Raw genomic sequence first — 13,980 nt, 5'->3', positions numbered from 1 at the left:
CTGTAGAGACGCCGGACGGACAATGGTACAATGGGACTTTAAGGGCTTGGATGGCCTTGCGGGCCATGGAAGGGAAGGCAAGGAGAATGGAATTCCGATTTACCGTGCTGGCCAGCGGCTCGACCGGCAATGCGACGGTCGTGCAGAGCGGGGACAAGACGGTGCTCGTCGATGCCGGGCACAGCCTCAAGAAGCTCGAAGAGCTGATGGGCAGCCGGGGCATCGCCGGCCATGACATCGACGCCGTGCTCATCACGCATGAGCATTCCGATCATATCAAGGGCCTCAACGCCCTCGCGCGCAAATACGAGCTGCCCGTGTACGCCAACGAGGCGACATGGGGAGCCCTGGAACGCCATGCCTCCCACGTGCCGCCCGAGCGGCGGATCGTGATGGGCACGGGCGAGGAGATTCGGTTCGGCAGCATGGCGGTCCGCTCGTACCCGATCTCGCATGACGCGGCGGAGCCGGTCGGCTATACGTTCACGGACGACGGCTACAAGCTGAGCCTCGCGACGGACCTCGGGTATGTCAGCGATCTGGTGCGGCGCAGCATCATCGACTCCGACGTGCTCGTGCTGGAGTCCAACCACGACCCCGAGATGCTGCGCATGGGCCGCTACCCTTGGAACATCAAGCGCCGCATCCTCAGCGACATCGGCCATCTGTCCAACGAGGCGGCCGGCGAGGCGCTGTGCGAGCTGATGACCGACCGCACGAGGCGGGTCTACCTCGCGCATCTGAGCCTCAACCACAATCTGATGGATCTGGCGAGGCTGACGGTGAACGGCGTGCTGGAGGACCGCGGGCACTTTTTCCGCAAGGACGAGCATCCGCTGCGGGACACGCATCCGTACGAGCCTACTCCATGGGATCTAATAAAGCGGAAAGCGCTCTGAGCGGCTCGCTGTCGCAGGCCTCGAGCTGAGCGGACTTCTGCTCAAGCTCCTCGCGGGTGAGGATGCCCTTGTCGACGAGCAGCTCCAGCATGGCGCTGAGCGCCAGCAGCGTCCGGTACTGCGTATCGCTCAGATCTCCGAGCTTGCCCATGACCGCGACCTGGTTCCAGGCGCTTGGAGCGGCGTCGGGAGTGGTAATGAGCTTTATATCCATCGGCTTTCTTCCTTTCCCGGTATCGGCTGGATGAGCGGGCAGGCAGCGCTGCATAGTGGTTTTATCGGCGTCACGCTGCAACATTTGAGCTTTCGCCTCCGTCTGGAAGGGGAGCTTAGGCTCGCCCTATCATTATTCTAGACGCATCTTCCGAAATCATTCCAAGAAGAGAAAAAACATCCTGTAGTCGAACCAGAAGCAGCCACGTATGCTTAGAAAATAGAGCAATCGAACGCGTGCGCAAACCACGGGAGGAGCGGGTATCATGGGTTTGTTCGAGGATGAGTTCTATTCGACAAAGATCTCCCGGCGCGCCAGCAAGACCAGCCGCAAGCAGATGTCCGGATTCCCCTTGCGCAGCCGCAAGGACTGGGGAGCCGGCCGGCTCGCCCTCTTGTCCGGGGCCTCGGGAGCCGCGATCGTGCTTGCGCTGGCGCTCGCCCTTGGCGGCGGCAGCCCGGAGGCCGCGGTCGAGACGGCGGGGACGCCGGCGGCGAGCGGACTCGTCGCCCCCGGTGATGCGATCCAGCAGACCGTCGCCGCCTCGTCCAAGGTGCGTCCGGCGGTCGTGAGCGTCGTCAACGAGCAGGCGGCGTTCCAGCCGCAGCCGCAGGACGGCGAGGACGCGCCGCAGGACGCCGAGCTGCACCCGGCGAGCGTCGGGAGCGGAGTCATCTTCGCCAAGAAGGACGGCAAGGCGTATCTGATCACCAACAACCATGTCATTGACGGCGCGGCCGGGCTCAAGGTCGTCCTGATCGACGGCGAGACGCGTCCGGCCAAGCTGGTCGGGGGCGACTACATCACCGATCTGGCCGTGCTGGAAATCGACGGCGAAGGCATCGAGACGATCGCCGAAATGGGCGACTCCGCCAAGCTGCAGTCCGGCGAGATGGTCATGGCGATCGGCAATCCGCTCGGCCTCGGCGACTCGCTGTCGATGGGCATCGTCAGCAAGACGAAGCAGATCATCCCGGTGTCGCTCAGCCAGGACGGCAACTACGACTGGGAGCAGGAGGTCATCCAGACCGACGCCTCGATCAACCAGGGCAACAGCGGCGGGCCGCTGATCGACATGCAGGGCCGGGTAATCGGCATCAACAGCATGAAGATCTCCGACATCGGCGTCGAAGGGGTCGGCTTCGCCATTCCGGTCAACAACGTCATGCCGATCGTCGATCAGCTGATGAAGACCGGCGCGGTTCCTCGCCCTTATCTCGGCGTGTACACGCTCGACCTGGCGTCCTATTACGCCCAGCAGGGGCTCGGCGGCGGCGTGCCGGACGCGGAGGACGGCGATGCCGCGGCGCAGACGCCGACCTCGCCCGGCGGTCCGAAGCTGCCGCCGGAGGTCACCTCGGGCGTCATCGTGCTGGAGTCGGTCGGACCGGCCAGCGAGGCCGGCCTGCAGTTCAACGACGTCATCACCAAGCTCGACGATCAGCCGATCGGCAGCACGATGGAGCTGCGCAAGTACCTGTACGGCAAAAAGCGCATCGGCGACAAGATCAAGGTGACGTTCTATCGCGACGGCAAGCCGGATGCGGTGACGTTCAAGCTACAGGACAAGAGCGAAGAGGAAGAGTAGGAGAAAGCGGGTCGCCGGCGGGATGCCGGCCCCGCTTTTGTGGTATAATGGCGGTAATCGACATCATTTCAGGAATGAGAATAGGGGTAGGTCATCGAATGTATTGCGTGTGCAAGGGACATATTGAGCTGGCATTGGACAAGTTCGTGGATGAGTACGAGGATGCGCCGGACATGGTGGATCTGAACGAGACGCACTTCGCGAATTGGGACCCGCCGGTAAAATGTGACTTGTGCGAGGAGAAGGCGGAATTCCTCATCGTATGAGCCGAGCAAACGTTTCGAGCGCAAAAGTCTTTCCCGAAAGGGAAAGGCTTTTTTTGCTTTTCCGCATGCATGCGCACGCCCGAAGGCCGGCCTGTGGACAGCTGGCGGCGTATCCACGGAGAGCTGTGGAAAAGCGCAATCGCCCCCTTGCGGAGAGCTTATCCACATGGGGATGAAAAAAATCCGGCGTGGCTGTCGATTCGTCCGCTTCCTGTTCGTTGTGTAGATAGAGGCAACCATTCCGCATGAAGGAGAATGATCATGAACATCGCCATTTCGAAGGACGGAACCCGCATCGCGTATGAAAAGACAGGAAAGGGGCCGGCTGTCGTGCTCGTGACGGGAGCGTTCAGCTACCGGAGCTTCCCGGACCAGGTCGAGCTGGCCCGCCTGCTGTCCGACCGCTATACCGTCTACTACTATGACCGCCGGGGAAGAGGAGACAGCGGGGATGCGGCCGTCTACGCCCCGCAGCGCGAGGTCGAGGATCTGGAGGCCGTGCTGGCGGCGGCCGGGGAGCCGGCCCGCGTATGGGCGCTGTCCTCGGGAGCGATGATCGCCCTGCGGGCGGCCGGAGGCGGGGCTGGCATCGCCAAGCTTGCGCTCCACGAGCCGCCCTTCATCGTCGGGGAGCAGGACCGGCGGCCGCCGGCCGACTTCGAGGAGCAGACGCGGAGGATCGCCGCCGCTGGCGAGCGGGCGGAGGCGGTGCGCTACTTCATGACCGAGGGACTGGGCGCTCCGGCGTTCGTCGTGAAGATGATGCGGATGATGCCCGGCGTATGGAAAAAGCTGCTCGCGGTCGCGCACACGCTGCCCTACGACGCGGAGCTGATGTCCGGCTATATGGACGGCAAGCCGCTCCGAGCGGCCGACTGGAGCGCCGTGACGCCGGAGACGCTCGTGCTCGCCGGCACGGAAAGCCCGGCTGGTCTTCGCCGTGGAGCGGAAGCGATCGCGGCCGCGCTTCCCTCGGCGGCGCTATGCAGCGCCAAAGGGCTCGGGCATACGAAAAAGCTCCAGCCGAAACGGATCGCGGCTGAGCTGAAAGCCTTTTTCGGCTAAATGGCCTCGAACTCTCCGCAATTGGAAGGGATAGGAAAGGGTGGGCGCGAAAAAAGAGAGGACGCGATGTCGATTCCTCCGCGCCGTGATCGACGTGTTGATAGGAAGGGAGCCGCGGCTCCCGCAACCAAAGGAGGATGAACGATGAGATTCATGATGATCGTCAAAGGAACGACCGATTCCGAAGCCGGCGTGCTGCCGGCCCCGGAGCTGATCGAGGCGATGCAGCGCTACAACGAGGAGCTGGCGCGCGCGGGCGTGCTGCTGGCGGCGGACGGCTTGCAGGCGAGCGCGAGCGGCATCCGCATCAGCTACCCGGAACCTGGAGGCAAGCCGAAGGTGGTGGACGGACCGTTCACCGAGACGAAGGAAATCATCGCCGGCTACACGCTGATCGAGGTCAAGTCGCGCGAGGAAGCGATCCAATGGGCGATGCGCATGCCGGACCCGCATGGCGGAGGACAGGGGCAGATCGAGCTGCGGCAGGTGTTCGAGCCGGAGGAGCTGACGCCGGATGCCGAGTGGCAGCAGCGGGAGCGGGAGCTGCGGCGGCAGGTGGAGGGCCAGCGCCGGGAATGAGCGAGGTTCGCCAGACGATCGAGGCGGTGTGGCGCATGGAGGCGCCCAGGCTGATCGCCGCGCTTACCCGCCTGACTCGGGATGTCGGCATCGCCGAGGATCTGGCGCAGGACGCGCTCGTCGCAGCGCTGGAAAAATGGCCGCAAACCGGCATCCCCGACAATCCGGGCGCCTGGCTCATGACAACGGCGCGGCGGCGCGGCATCGACCTCATCCGCCGCAGCCAGCTGCGGGAGCGCAAGTACGAGCAGCTGGCGGGCCATATGCCGCTCTATGCGGAGGATGAGCCGGAGCTTGACGGAGGCGTCGGCGACGACCTGCTGCGGCTGATCTTCCTGACCTGCCATCCCGTGCTGGCTCAGGAAGCCCGCGTCGCGCTGGCGCTGCGGCTGCTGTGCGGCCTGACGACGGAGCAGATCGCCCGCTCCTATCTCGCCGCCGAGCCGGCGATCGCCCAGCGGATCGTGCGCGCCAAGCGGACGCTGGCAGCGAAGCAGGTCGCGTTCGAACTGCCGGAGGGGCGGGAGCTGCAGGAGCGGCTGTCCGCCGTGCTTGAGGCGCTGTATCTGATGTTCAATGAAGGGTACGCGGCGACGTCCGGCGACGACCTGCTGCGGCCGCTGCTGTGCCGGGAGGCGCTGCGGCTGAGCCGCGTGCTTGCGGAGCTGATGCCCGGCGAGCCTGAGGTCCACGGACTCGCGCGCTGCTCGAGCTCCAGTCGTCGCGGCTCGGCCAGCGGGTGGCGCCGGACGGCCGGCTCGTCCGGCTGCGCGACCAGAACCGCGCCCGCTGGGACCGGCTGCATCTGCGGCGCGGACTGGCGGCGCTGGAGCGGGGGCGCTCGCTCGGCCGGCGCTACGGGCCGTATCTGCTGCAGGCGGCGATCGCCGCCTGCCATGCGGAGGCTCCGTCCGAGGTGGAGACGGACTGGGTGCGCATCTCGGCGCTGTACGAGGCGCTGATGCAATGCCAGCCGTCACCGGTCGTCGAGCTGAACCGCGCGGTCGCCGTGGCGATGGCGTTCGGGCCGGCGATCGGCCTGGCGATCGCCGACGAGCTGGAGCGGCGCGGCGAGCTCGCCGGCTACCACCTGCTGCCGAGCGTGCGCGGCGAGCTGCTGCTGCGGCTCGGTCGGTCCGCAGAGGCTCGCGCCGAATTCGAGCGTGCGGCCGGTCTTACCCGCAATGGCCGCGAGCGCGAGCTGCTGCTGGAGCAGGCGGCGGGCTGCGAAGCGATCTAAATCTATCACGTCGAGGAGAGATTCTATGAATCCCGAAGTAACCGCATTCCTGGAAGCCCTGAACGAGCCGTGGCAAGCGGAGCGGTCCGCCGAGCTGCGGCAGCTCGTGCACGATACGATCCCGGACGTGCAGGAGCGCATCCAGTACAAGAAGCCTCATTTCTTGAAAAACGGCAAGTATGCGGCCGTCATCTCGACGTCCAAGGACGCCGTCAGCTTTACGATCTTCAACGCCGAAGGGCTGGAGCTGCCGGAGGGCCGCTTCGACGGCCCTCCGGAGCGCAAGACGATCAAGCTGCGCAAAGGCGACGCCGTGGAGACGGAGCTGCTGGCGCCGCTGCTCGCGCAGGCGAGCGCCGGGCTGGGCTGAACGAAGAGGAAGCCGGCGGGCGCGCAGCTCGCACCGGCAAGCGCGGGGCTGGGCCGAGAACGGACAAGAATCCGGCGGCCGCTCTCCCGGAGACGTGGAGCGTCCTCGTTGCTGTGCCCGAAGCTGCCGCAAGCAAAGCTCGACGACTCTCATGCCGCATGTTTTGAAAAAGGCTGTGCCCGACATCCGCTTCGGCGGACCGGGCACAGCCTTTTTGACGTCGAGGCTTATTCTTATTCTTCTTCCTCTGTCACCGTCAGCTCGACCGTATTGGAGCGCGCCGAGGCCCGCTCCAGGCTGCCGGACACGCGGACAAAGGAGTAGCGCACCGAAGCGAAATTGGCGATGCGATGCGCCTGCAGCGAGGCAGGCACGCGCGCCTGGAACGAAGCCTCGACCGCCGCGCCTGGCGCGAGGTCGCCGAGCGACGCGCCTTCGAGCGTTTGGCGCGGAGCCTTGACGCCGGCGATGACGAGGCTGTCCGGCACGAGCTGCAGGCCCGATTGCAGCCGGTCGAATAGCGCGAGATTCGCCAGCGGCCGGTCGCTGACGTTGCGCGCCTCGATCCGGAACCGCACGACATCGCCCGGGTAGGTCGTCTGGCGGTCGGCGCTTTTGCGCACCTGCAGCAGCGACGGCAGCACGAGCACGGCCGCTTCCGCCGACTGCGGATCGGTCTGCGGCGAATGAGCGCGCACCGTGTTGACGATCGTGGAGCCGGGCACCGCCGTCTCGGGAATCGTGTACGGAACGGAGACGGTGCCTCCGGCGCCGACGATGGAGGTCGGCGAGCCGCTGGAGAACACCGACACGACCGTATCGATGCCGAGCAGGGGGTCGGTCAAGCGCAGCGGGCTGAGCGGCACGTTGCCGATGTTGCGCAGCCGAATCTGAAAGGCGATCGTCTGCCCCGGCCGTCCCTGGGCCGGAACGGCCGTCTTGGCCAGCAGCAGCAGCGGCAGCGCGCGCACGGAGATGCTGGCGGCTGCCTGGAGCGGCGGCGTCTGGTCGCTGACTACGGTCGTACGGTTGACGATCGCAGAGCCGCCGGCTGCGGTGCGGGGCACGCGGTAGTCGGCGAACAGTACGACGCTGCGGCCTGCCGGAATTTCCGTGATGAGCTGGGAGAAGCCGATGAACTGGTCGACGAGCCGGACGTTCGTGACCGGCGCATTGGAGGCGTTGCGCACGGCGATGGCGAAGCGCACCGTCTCTCCCGGCAGCGCGGACGACGGCTCGACGGACTTTTCCACGGTCAGGCTGAAGCCTGAGCGCACCGTGAGCGAGACGCTGGACAATACCGGAGCCGTCTGGTCGGAGACGGCGGCAGCCGTGTTGTCGATGACGGAGCCGGCGACGGCATCTTCGGGAATCTCGTACGGCTGGCGGAACGACTCCGACGCTCCCGGCTCCAGCACTGCCAGCCGAGCTTCCAGTCCGATGCGGGAGTCGGTCAGCACGACGTTCGTGAGCGTCGTATTGCCGGTATTGAGTACGGTCGCCGAGTAGACGACGGTCTCTCCGGGGAACGCCGCCGGGACGCTCACCGCCTTGAACACGGCCAGCTGCGGCGCCGCCGACACCGCGACCTGCGCCGTCGCCGAGACGGTAGCGGTCTGGTCGGAAAGGGCATAGGCCGTATTGTCCAGCACGGTTCCGGCCGCCAGGCCGGGAGGCACGATGCGCGCCGCCGGGACGACGATCGACTCGCCCGGCTCGAGCAGCGGCACGCGCAGCTGAACGCCGGCCTCGTCGTCTTCGATGAGCACGTTCGTCACGCGGACCGGTCCGGCATTGGTCACGACGATCGTATAGGCGATCGCCTCCAGCGGAGCCGCTTCCGCACGGTCCGCCGTCTTGACGATCGTCAGCGCGGAGGCCGGAGCGATAGCGACGCGCGCCGAAGCCTCGAGCGGTGCGGTCTGGTCGGAGGCGGCGACGGCGGTGTTGACCAGCACCGTCTGCGGCGGCGCGTCGGCCGGCACGACGAACGTCGCGGTCAGGCTGATCTCGCCGCCCGGCGCTAGCGTCGGCACGACGCTGTCGAGCCCGCTCAGCGGATCGGTGACGCGCACGTTCGTAAGCAGGACGTTGCCGATGTTCAGCAGCGTGAACGTGTAGAGGATCGTGTCGCCGGGCAATGCGGTCGGCACGCTCGCCGTCTTTTGGAAGGCGAGGGCGGGCAGAGGACCGACCGTCACCGTGGCGTCCGCGCTCTGAAGCGGCGTCTGATCGGAAGCGGCCGTCGCCACGTTGGCGATGACCGTACCTTCCGGAGTGAACGGCGGCACGGTCGTCTCCCCGGCCAGAACGACCTGCTCGCCCGGCACAAGCCGGTCGATCGACTCGGAGATCGACAGCAGCGCGTCTTGGATGAATACGGCCGTCAGATCGGCCCCGCCTGCGTTGGTCACGACGATGCGGTACTGGATCGTCTCGCCCGGCAGCGCGACCGTCCGGTCGGCGAGCTTCTCGAGCTCAAGGCGGTAGAACGGCAGCACGAGCACCTCGGCCGTATCCTCCTGCAGCCCGGTCTGGGTCGAGAGAGCCGTCGCCGTATTGATGAGCAGCGTGCCGGGCGGCACGGAAAGCGGCACGGTCAAGATGCGGGTGAACGACACTTCTTGCCCGGAAGGAAGCGACAGGATCGTCTCGTTCAGCCCCAGCTGCACGTCGGCGATGCGCACGTTCGTCAGCGGCACGTCGCCGACGTTGACGACGCTGATCGCATACTCGACCGTGCCGCCCTGGATGACCTCGGAGCGGTCGGCCGTCTTGGACAGCACGAGCGCCGGCACGGCGATGATCTGGAGCGACGCGCTTGCCTCGTTGCTGGTGACCTCTCCCTCCGGTCCCAAGGATATCGCCGCCGCGAGGTTGGTGAGCACCCCGCCGGGCGGCACGGCGTCCGGCGTGTAGGGCTGCTGGTAGAGCACCGATTCTCCGGGCAGAATCTGATCGAACGTCAGCGTCAGGCCGAGCACGGAGTCGCGGAGCGTGACGTTTGTCAAGGTGATGCTGCCGGTATTGATCAGCTCGAATTCGATTACGGCCGTCTCCCCGAGGCGGACCGAGGCGGGCGAGACGCTTTTGACCAGACGCAGGCTTTCCGGTCCAGCCAGCACAAGCACGACGGCGGAGTCCTGCACAGGCGCCGTCTGGTCGCTCGTCGCCGTCACGACGTTGGTGATGCGGCCGTCCACGATGAACGGAGGGCCGGCCGTAATCGACAGGACCACCTCCTGCGTCTCCCCGATCGCGAGCGACACGGGGCCGCTAGGCACAGGCAGCAGGGAGTCGGAGAACTGCACGTTCGTCAGCGGGACGTTGCCGGCGTTGGTCAGCTCGATCGTATAGATGACCTCTCCGCCTTCGACGACGGCCGGCCGGTCGGCCCGCTTGGCCAGCAGCAGCTCCGGCACCGGCACGATCTCCACCGCAGCCTCGGTCTCGGCGGAGGCTTCCTCGCTGACGGCCGTCGCTACGTTGACGAGCAGGCCGGCCGGCGTGCCCGGCTGGACGAGATAGGGGACGGAGAAGAACAGGCTCTCGCCCGGATTGAGCTGATCGACGAGCTCCTCGAAGCCAAGCATCGGATCGGAGATGACCAGGCTGTGGAGCACGGTGTTGCCGGTGTTGATGACCTCGATCGTGTACGGGATCAAGTCGCCGGGCCGCGCGGAGGAAACGCCTCCGCTGCTCTTGATGATGGCCACGCTCGGCTCGAAGCGCCGCTGGTCCAGCACTTCGCGGTAGTTTTCGTAATACGTGTCGACGTAGAACGGCTCGACCGGCTCATAGCCTTCCGGCGCCTGCGTTTCTTCGACCAGGTAGATTCCCGGCTGCAGGATGGCGACCGCCTGGCCGTTGGCGTCGGTGACGACGTACAGGACGTCCGGGCCGGAGAAGCGGAATTCGGCTCCGGCAATCGGGACTCCCGTCTCGGCATCGAGCTTGCGCAGGAAGAACTCGACGATCGCGCGGAAATTCACGATCTCGATGACCTGGTATTCGCCCGGCTTGAGAATCGAGAACCGGTACGGGTAATAAACCGGCTCGTAGCCGGGAGGGGGGATGATTTCCGCGATCTCGTATTCGCCGAGCGGCAGGTCGCCGAGGAAGATGCGGCCGGCGTAGTCGGTCAGATTGAAGGAGTCGTAGGGAACGGTGAGGCCGACGACCCGGATGCCGGCTCCCGGCAGCGGGTTGCCGAACTCGTCGCGCTTGAACAGCTCGACCGCCCCAGTCGCGTTGAAGTTTTCCAGGATGGCGATGCCCTCGGGAGCGGGACCGACCGGGGTCCGACCGAACTCGTACTGGGCGTTGGAGTCAAGGAAGACAGCTTCGTCGAAGCCCTGCAGCGTCGCATACACCTCGCCGTAGGACGACGCGACGATATCCTGCGGAACCGAGCCGCTGCCGAAGACGACCGAGCCGACGATCGTGCCCGAGTCGGGATCGATGCCGTAGACCGTGCCCTCCGTGCCGGTCGCATAGAGCCGCGAGCCGTAGGGCTGCGTCGCCAGGTTGTTCACGGGCTCGGGAACGGCTATCGTGGCGATGATCGTGTTGGACAGCGCATCGATGACGCGGATGCCCTCGGCGCTGCCCGCATAGACGCGGCTGCTGCCGTAGTCGACGGCGACGGCGTATCCTCCCGCCGGATCGCCGAGATCGATCGTCGCCAGCACCGACTGTGTCGGCACGTCGATGACGGTGACGTAGCCGCCGGTCGTCGTGACATACACGCGCTGGCCGCTGTTCGCGGCGGCGACCTTCTGAGGCGCTCCGAACGCCGGGTCGATCGCGATCGTGGCGACAAGATTGCCGTTCAGCGCGCTCAGCACCGATACGTCGGCGCTGCCGGAGTTGGCGACGTACAGCAGCTGGCTGTCCGGCGTCAGATCGATGCCGACCGGAGCCGTGCCGACCGGAGCGCTGTAGAACGGATAAAATCCTTCCGCTTCGATGAAGGCGACCGCATTATCTCCTTCCAGCGTCACGAAGACGCGTCGTATATCCTCGCTGGCTGCGACGTAACGCGGCGTCTGGCCGACCGGAAATCGAGCGATCTCCACCCGGCTGAACACCGAGACGACCGACATGTCGTTGCCTTGCGTGTTGGCGATGAACAAGACCGTGGATTCGGGTCCGGGCAACGGAGCCACCTGCCTTTGCAAAAGATGACCATCCGTTCAGCTTATGACGGCGAGGCTGGGCTCATGCCCCTTGCGTCGGCCTTGTGATTTCCATCACAACCCCGGCGTGCGATTGCTGGCACAATAGACCCAGCTAGAAGCCTCACCCATTTAGGTCGAAAGAAGGGGAAAGCATGGATGTGGTTGAGCTGTCGCGGCTTCAGTTCGCGTCGACGACGATTTTTCACTTTTTCTTCGTGCCGGTCAGCATCGGGCTCGCGCTGCTGCTCGCGATCATGGAGACTCTCTACGTGCGCCGGGGAGACGAGACGTACAAGCGCATGGCCCAATTCTGGGGCAAGCTGTTCCTGATCAACTTCGCGATCGGCGTCGTGACGGGCATCCTGCAGGAATTCCAGTTCGGCATGAACTGGTCGGACTACTCGCGCTTCGTCGGGGACGTGTTCGGCGCGCCGCTCGCGGTTGAGGCGCTGCTGGCGTTTTTCCTGGAGTCGACGTTCATCGGCATCTGGATCTTCGGCTGGGATAAAGTGTCCAAGAAGGTCCATCTGCTGTCCATCTGGATGGTCGCGCTCGGCACGACGATGTCCGCCTTCTGGATCCTCACGGCGAACTCGTTCATGCAGCATCCGGTCGGCTTCGCGATCACGAACGGCCGGGCGGAGATGAACGACTTCTGGGCGCTCGTCACGAACGGCCAGGTGCTCGTCGAGTTCCCGCATACGGTGTTCGGCGCGTTCGCCACCGGGGCGTTCCTCGTGCTCGGCATCAGCGCCTGGAAGCTGCTGCGGCGGCAGGACGCGGACTTTTTCCTCCGGTCGTTCAAGATCGCCGCGCTCGTCGCTGTCAGCTCCTCGATCCTCATCGCCTTCGCCGGCCACTGGCAGGCGCAGTACCTCGTGCACACGCAGCCGATGAAGATGGCCGCCGCCGAAGGGCTGTGGGGCGAGAGCGGCGATCCGGCCGCGTGGACGGTCGTCGCCAGCATCGATCCCGACAACAAGGTGAGCAAGCATGAGCTGCAGATTCCATATCTGCTCAGCTTCCTCTCCTACAGCCGCTTCAGCGGCGAGGTGAAAGGGATGAACGAGCTGCAGGCCGAGTACGAGCAGCAGTACGGCCCGGGCGATTACATCCCGCCGGTGCGCACGACGTTCTGGAGCTTCCGCATCATGGTCGCCGCCGGCATGGCGATGATCTTCATCGGCATGTACGCCTCGTGGCTCATCTGGCGCCAAAAGCTCGCCGGCATGGGGCGCGGGTTCCTGCGGCTCTGCTTCGCCGGCCTGCTGCTGCCGCCGATCGCCAATACGGCCGGCTGGTGCATGACGGAGTTCGGCCGCCAGCCGTGGACGGTGTTCGGCCTGATGACGACGGCGGACAGCGTGAGCCCCGGCGTCACCGCCGGCGAGGTGCTGTTCTCGCTGATCGTATTCAACGGCATTTACGCGGCGCTGGCCGCCGTGCTCGTGTACCTGTTCGTGAAGGTCATCCAGAAAGGGCCTTACGCGTCGGCGGAAGAAGAGGCGGATTCGGGGCCGCTGCCGCCGCGCCGCCCGGGAAAGGAGGCGCCTCATGCTCACGCTTAGCGATCTGTGGTTCATCCTGATCGGCGTCCTGTTCGTCGGCTTCTTCTTCCTCGAAGGGTTCGACTTCGGCGTCGGCATGCAGTCGCAGCTGCTCGCCCGCACGGAATCCGAGCGGCGCGTCATGATCAACTCGATCGGCCCATTCTGGGACGCCAACGAGGTCTGGCTGCTGACGGGAGCGGGTGCGATGTTCGCGGCGTTCCCGCACTGGTACGCGACGCTGTTCAGCGGCTTCTACGTGCCGTTCGTGCTCGCTCTCCTCGGCCTCATCCTGCGCGGCGTGGCGTTCGAGTTCCGCGGCAAGGCGCAGAGCCTGGGCTGGAAAAGGACATGGGACGCCGCGATTCTGACCGGCAGCTTCCTGCCGCCGTTCCTGCTGGCCGTCGTGTTCGCCTGCTTCATCCGCGGCCTGCCGATCGATGCCGACATGGAGATGCATGCCTCGCTGCTGGGCGACATCGTGAACGGCTATACGGTGCTCGCCGGCATCGCCGTCGTGCTGCTGTGCAATGTGCACGGCCTGCTGTTCACGGCGCTGCGCGTCACGGGCGAGCTGCAGGAGCGGGCGCGGCGGCGCGCCCGGCTGCTGCTGCTCCCGACCGGCGTGGCGCTCGCCGGCCTCGTCGCCGCGACCGCATTCGAGACGGACATCTTCGACGTCCGCGGGCCGCTCCTCTACGCGCTCTGCGCCGTCGGCGCGGCGGCGCTCGCGCTCGCCTGGCGGCTGGCCGGCGCCGGCCGCGACGGCTGGGCGTTCGGCATGACGGGGCTGACGCTCGCGGCGATGGTGTCGTCCGTCTTTGTCGGCCTGTTCCCCCGGGTCATGGTCAGCAGCCTCGACGCCGCCTACAGCATGACGGTCGCCGGCTCGGCATCGGGCGCCTACTCGCTCAAGGTGATGACGATCGTGGCGCTGACGCTGCTGCCGTTCGTGCTCGGCTATCAGGCGTGGAGCTACTTCATCTTCCACAAGCGCCTCCATGCCAAGGATCATCTGGAATACTAGAACGA

The 13,980-nt window shown here is 65.9% G+C and carries 10 protein-coding genes and 1 pseudogene; 9 read left to right on the top strand and 2 right to left on the bottom strand.

What is annotated here, in order from left to right; all coding sequences use genetic code 11:
* Positions 1 to 86 precede the first annotated feature (86 nt).
* Positions 87 to 899 (top strand): MBL fold metallo-hydrolase, encoded by an 813-nt coding sequence (locus NYE40_RS24155; protein ID WP_339279133.1) that lies wholly within the window; start codon positions 87 to 89, stop codon positions 897 to 899.
* On the opposite strand, the gene NYE40_RS24150 is transcribed toward NYE40_RS24155, so the two are convergent.
* The gene (locus NYE40_RS24150; RefSeq protein WP_339279132.1) at positions 862 to 1,113 is read right to left on the bottom strand and encodes a hypothetical protein; all 252 of its coding nucleotides are present in this window, start codon (positions 1,111 to 1,113) and stop codon (positions 862 to 864) included. The two genes, NYE40_RS24155 and NYE40_RS24150, sit on opposite strands and share 38 nt — an antisense overlap.
* Positions 1,114 to 1,378: 265 nt before the next feature.
* On the opposite strand from NYE40_RS24150, the gene NYE40_RS24145 reads away from it, so the two are divergent.
* The 6 genes and pseudogenes from NYE40_RS24145 to NYE40_RS24120 all read left to right on the top strand — a co-directional run bounded on the left by NYE40_RS24145 (position 1,379) and on the right by NYE40_RS24120 (position 6,221).
* A complete protein-coding gene (locus NYE40_RS24145) occupies positions 1,379 to 2,701 on the top strand; it encodes a trypsin-like peptidase domain-containing protein (protein ID WP_028598035.1) in 1,323 nt (440 codons plus the stop codon).
* 98 nt (positions 2,702 to 2,799) lie between these two features.
* Positions 2,800 to 2,967 carry a CxxH/CxxC protein gene (locus NYE40_RS24140; RefSeq protein WP_084136798.1) on the top strand — a complete coding sequence of 56 codons (168 nt, stop codon included), beginning with the start codon at positions 2,800 to 2,802 and terminating at the stop codon, positions 2,965 to 2,967.
* A 261-nt stretch (positions 2,968 to 3,228) separates the two neighbouring features.
* Positions 3,229 to 4,032, top strand: a complete 804-nt coding sequence (locus NYE40_RS24135; protein WP_339279131.1) for an alpha/beta hydrolase — start codon at positions 3,229 to 3,231, stop codon at positions 4,030 to 4,032.
* 144 nt (positions 4,033 to 4,176) lie between these two features.
* Positions 4,177 to 4,611 carry a YciI family protein gene (locus NYE40_RS24130; protein WP_339279130.1) on the top strand — a complete coding sequence of 145 codons (435 nt, stop codon included), beginning with the start codon at positions 4,177 to 4,179 and terminating at the stop codon, positions 4,609 to 4,611.
* Positions 4,608 to 5,851 (top strand): annotated as a pseudogene (locus tag NYE40_RS24125) (RNA polymerase sigma factor). Before NYE40_RS24130 ends, NYE40_RS24125 begins: the two are co-directional and overlap by 4 nt.
* A 25-nt stretch (positions 5,852 to 5,876) precedes the next feature.
* Positions 5,877 to 6,221: a DUF1801 domain-containing protein gene (locus tag NYE40_RS24120; protein WP_028598039.1), complete on the top strand. Its 345-nt coding sequence runs from the start codon at positions 5,877 to 5,879 to the stop codon at positions 6,219 to 6,221.
* Between the two features lie 233 nt (positions 6,222 to 6,454).
* Here NYE40_RS24120 and NYE40_RS24115 read toward each other — a convergent pair whose 3' ends face one another.
* Positions 6,455 to 11,380 (bottom strand): SpaA isopeptide-forming pilin-related protein, encoded by a 4,926-nt coding sequence (locus NYE40_RS24115; RefSeq protein WP_339279129.1) that lies wholly within the window; start codon positions 11,378 to 11,380, stop codon positions 6,455 to 6,457.
* 173 nt (positions 11,381 to 11,553) lie between these two features.
* Here NYE40_RS24115 and NYE40_RS24110 point away from each other — a divergent pair, with 173 nt between their 5' ends.
* Together NYE40_RS24110 and cydB are read left to right on the top strand one after the other, a co-directional pair.
* Positions 11,554 to 12,969: a cytochrome ubiquinol oxidase subunit I gene (locus tag NYE40_RS24110; RefSeq protein WP_339279128.1), complete on the top strand. Its 1,416-nt coding sequence runs from the start codon at positions 11,554 to 11,556 to the stop codon at positions 12,967 to 12,969.
* Positions 12,956 to 13,975 carry a cytochrome d ubiquinol oxidase subunit II gene (gene cydB, locus NYE40_RS24105; protein ID WP_028598042.1) on the top strand — a complete coding sequence of 340 codons (1,020 nt, stop codon included), beginning with the start codon at positions 12,956 to 12,958 and terminating at the stop codon, positions 13,973 to 13,975. Before NYE40_RS24110 ends, cydB begins: the two co-directional genes overlap by 14 nt.
* Positions 13,976 to 13,980: the final 5 nt, after the last annotated feature.

Origin of the sequence: Paenibacillus sp. FSL W8-1187 (genome assembly GCF_037965485.1) — a bacterium.
GTDB classification, from domain to species: Bacteria; Bacillota; Bacilli; order Paenibacillales; family Paenibacillaceae; genus Paenibacillus_O; species Paenibacillus_O pasadenensis.
The sequence above is the reverse complement of the archived record's forward strand: the minus strand, read 5'-3'. Positions and strand labels throughout refer to the sequence as shown.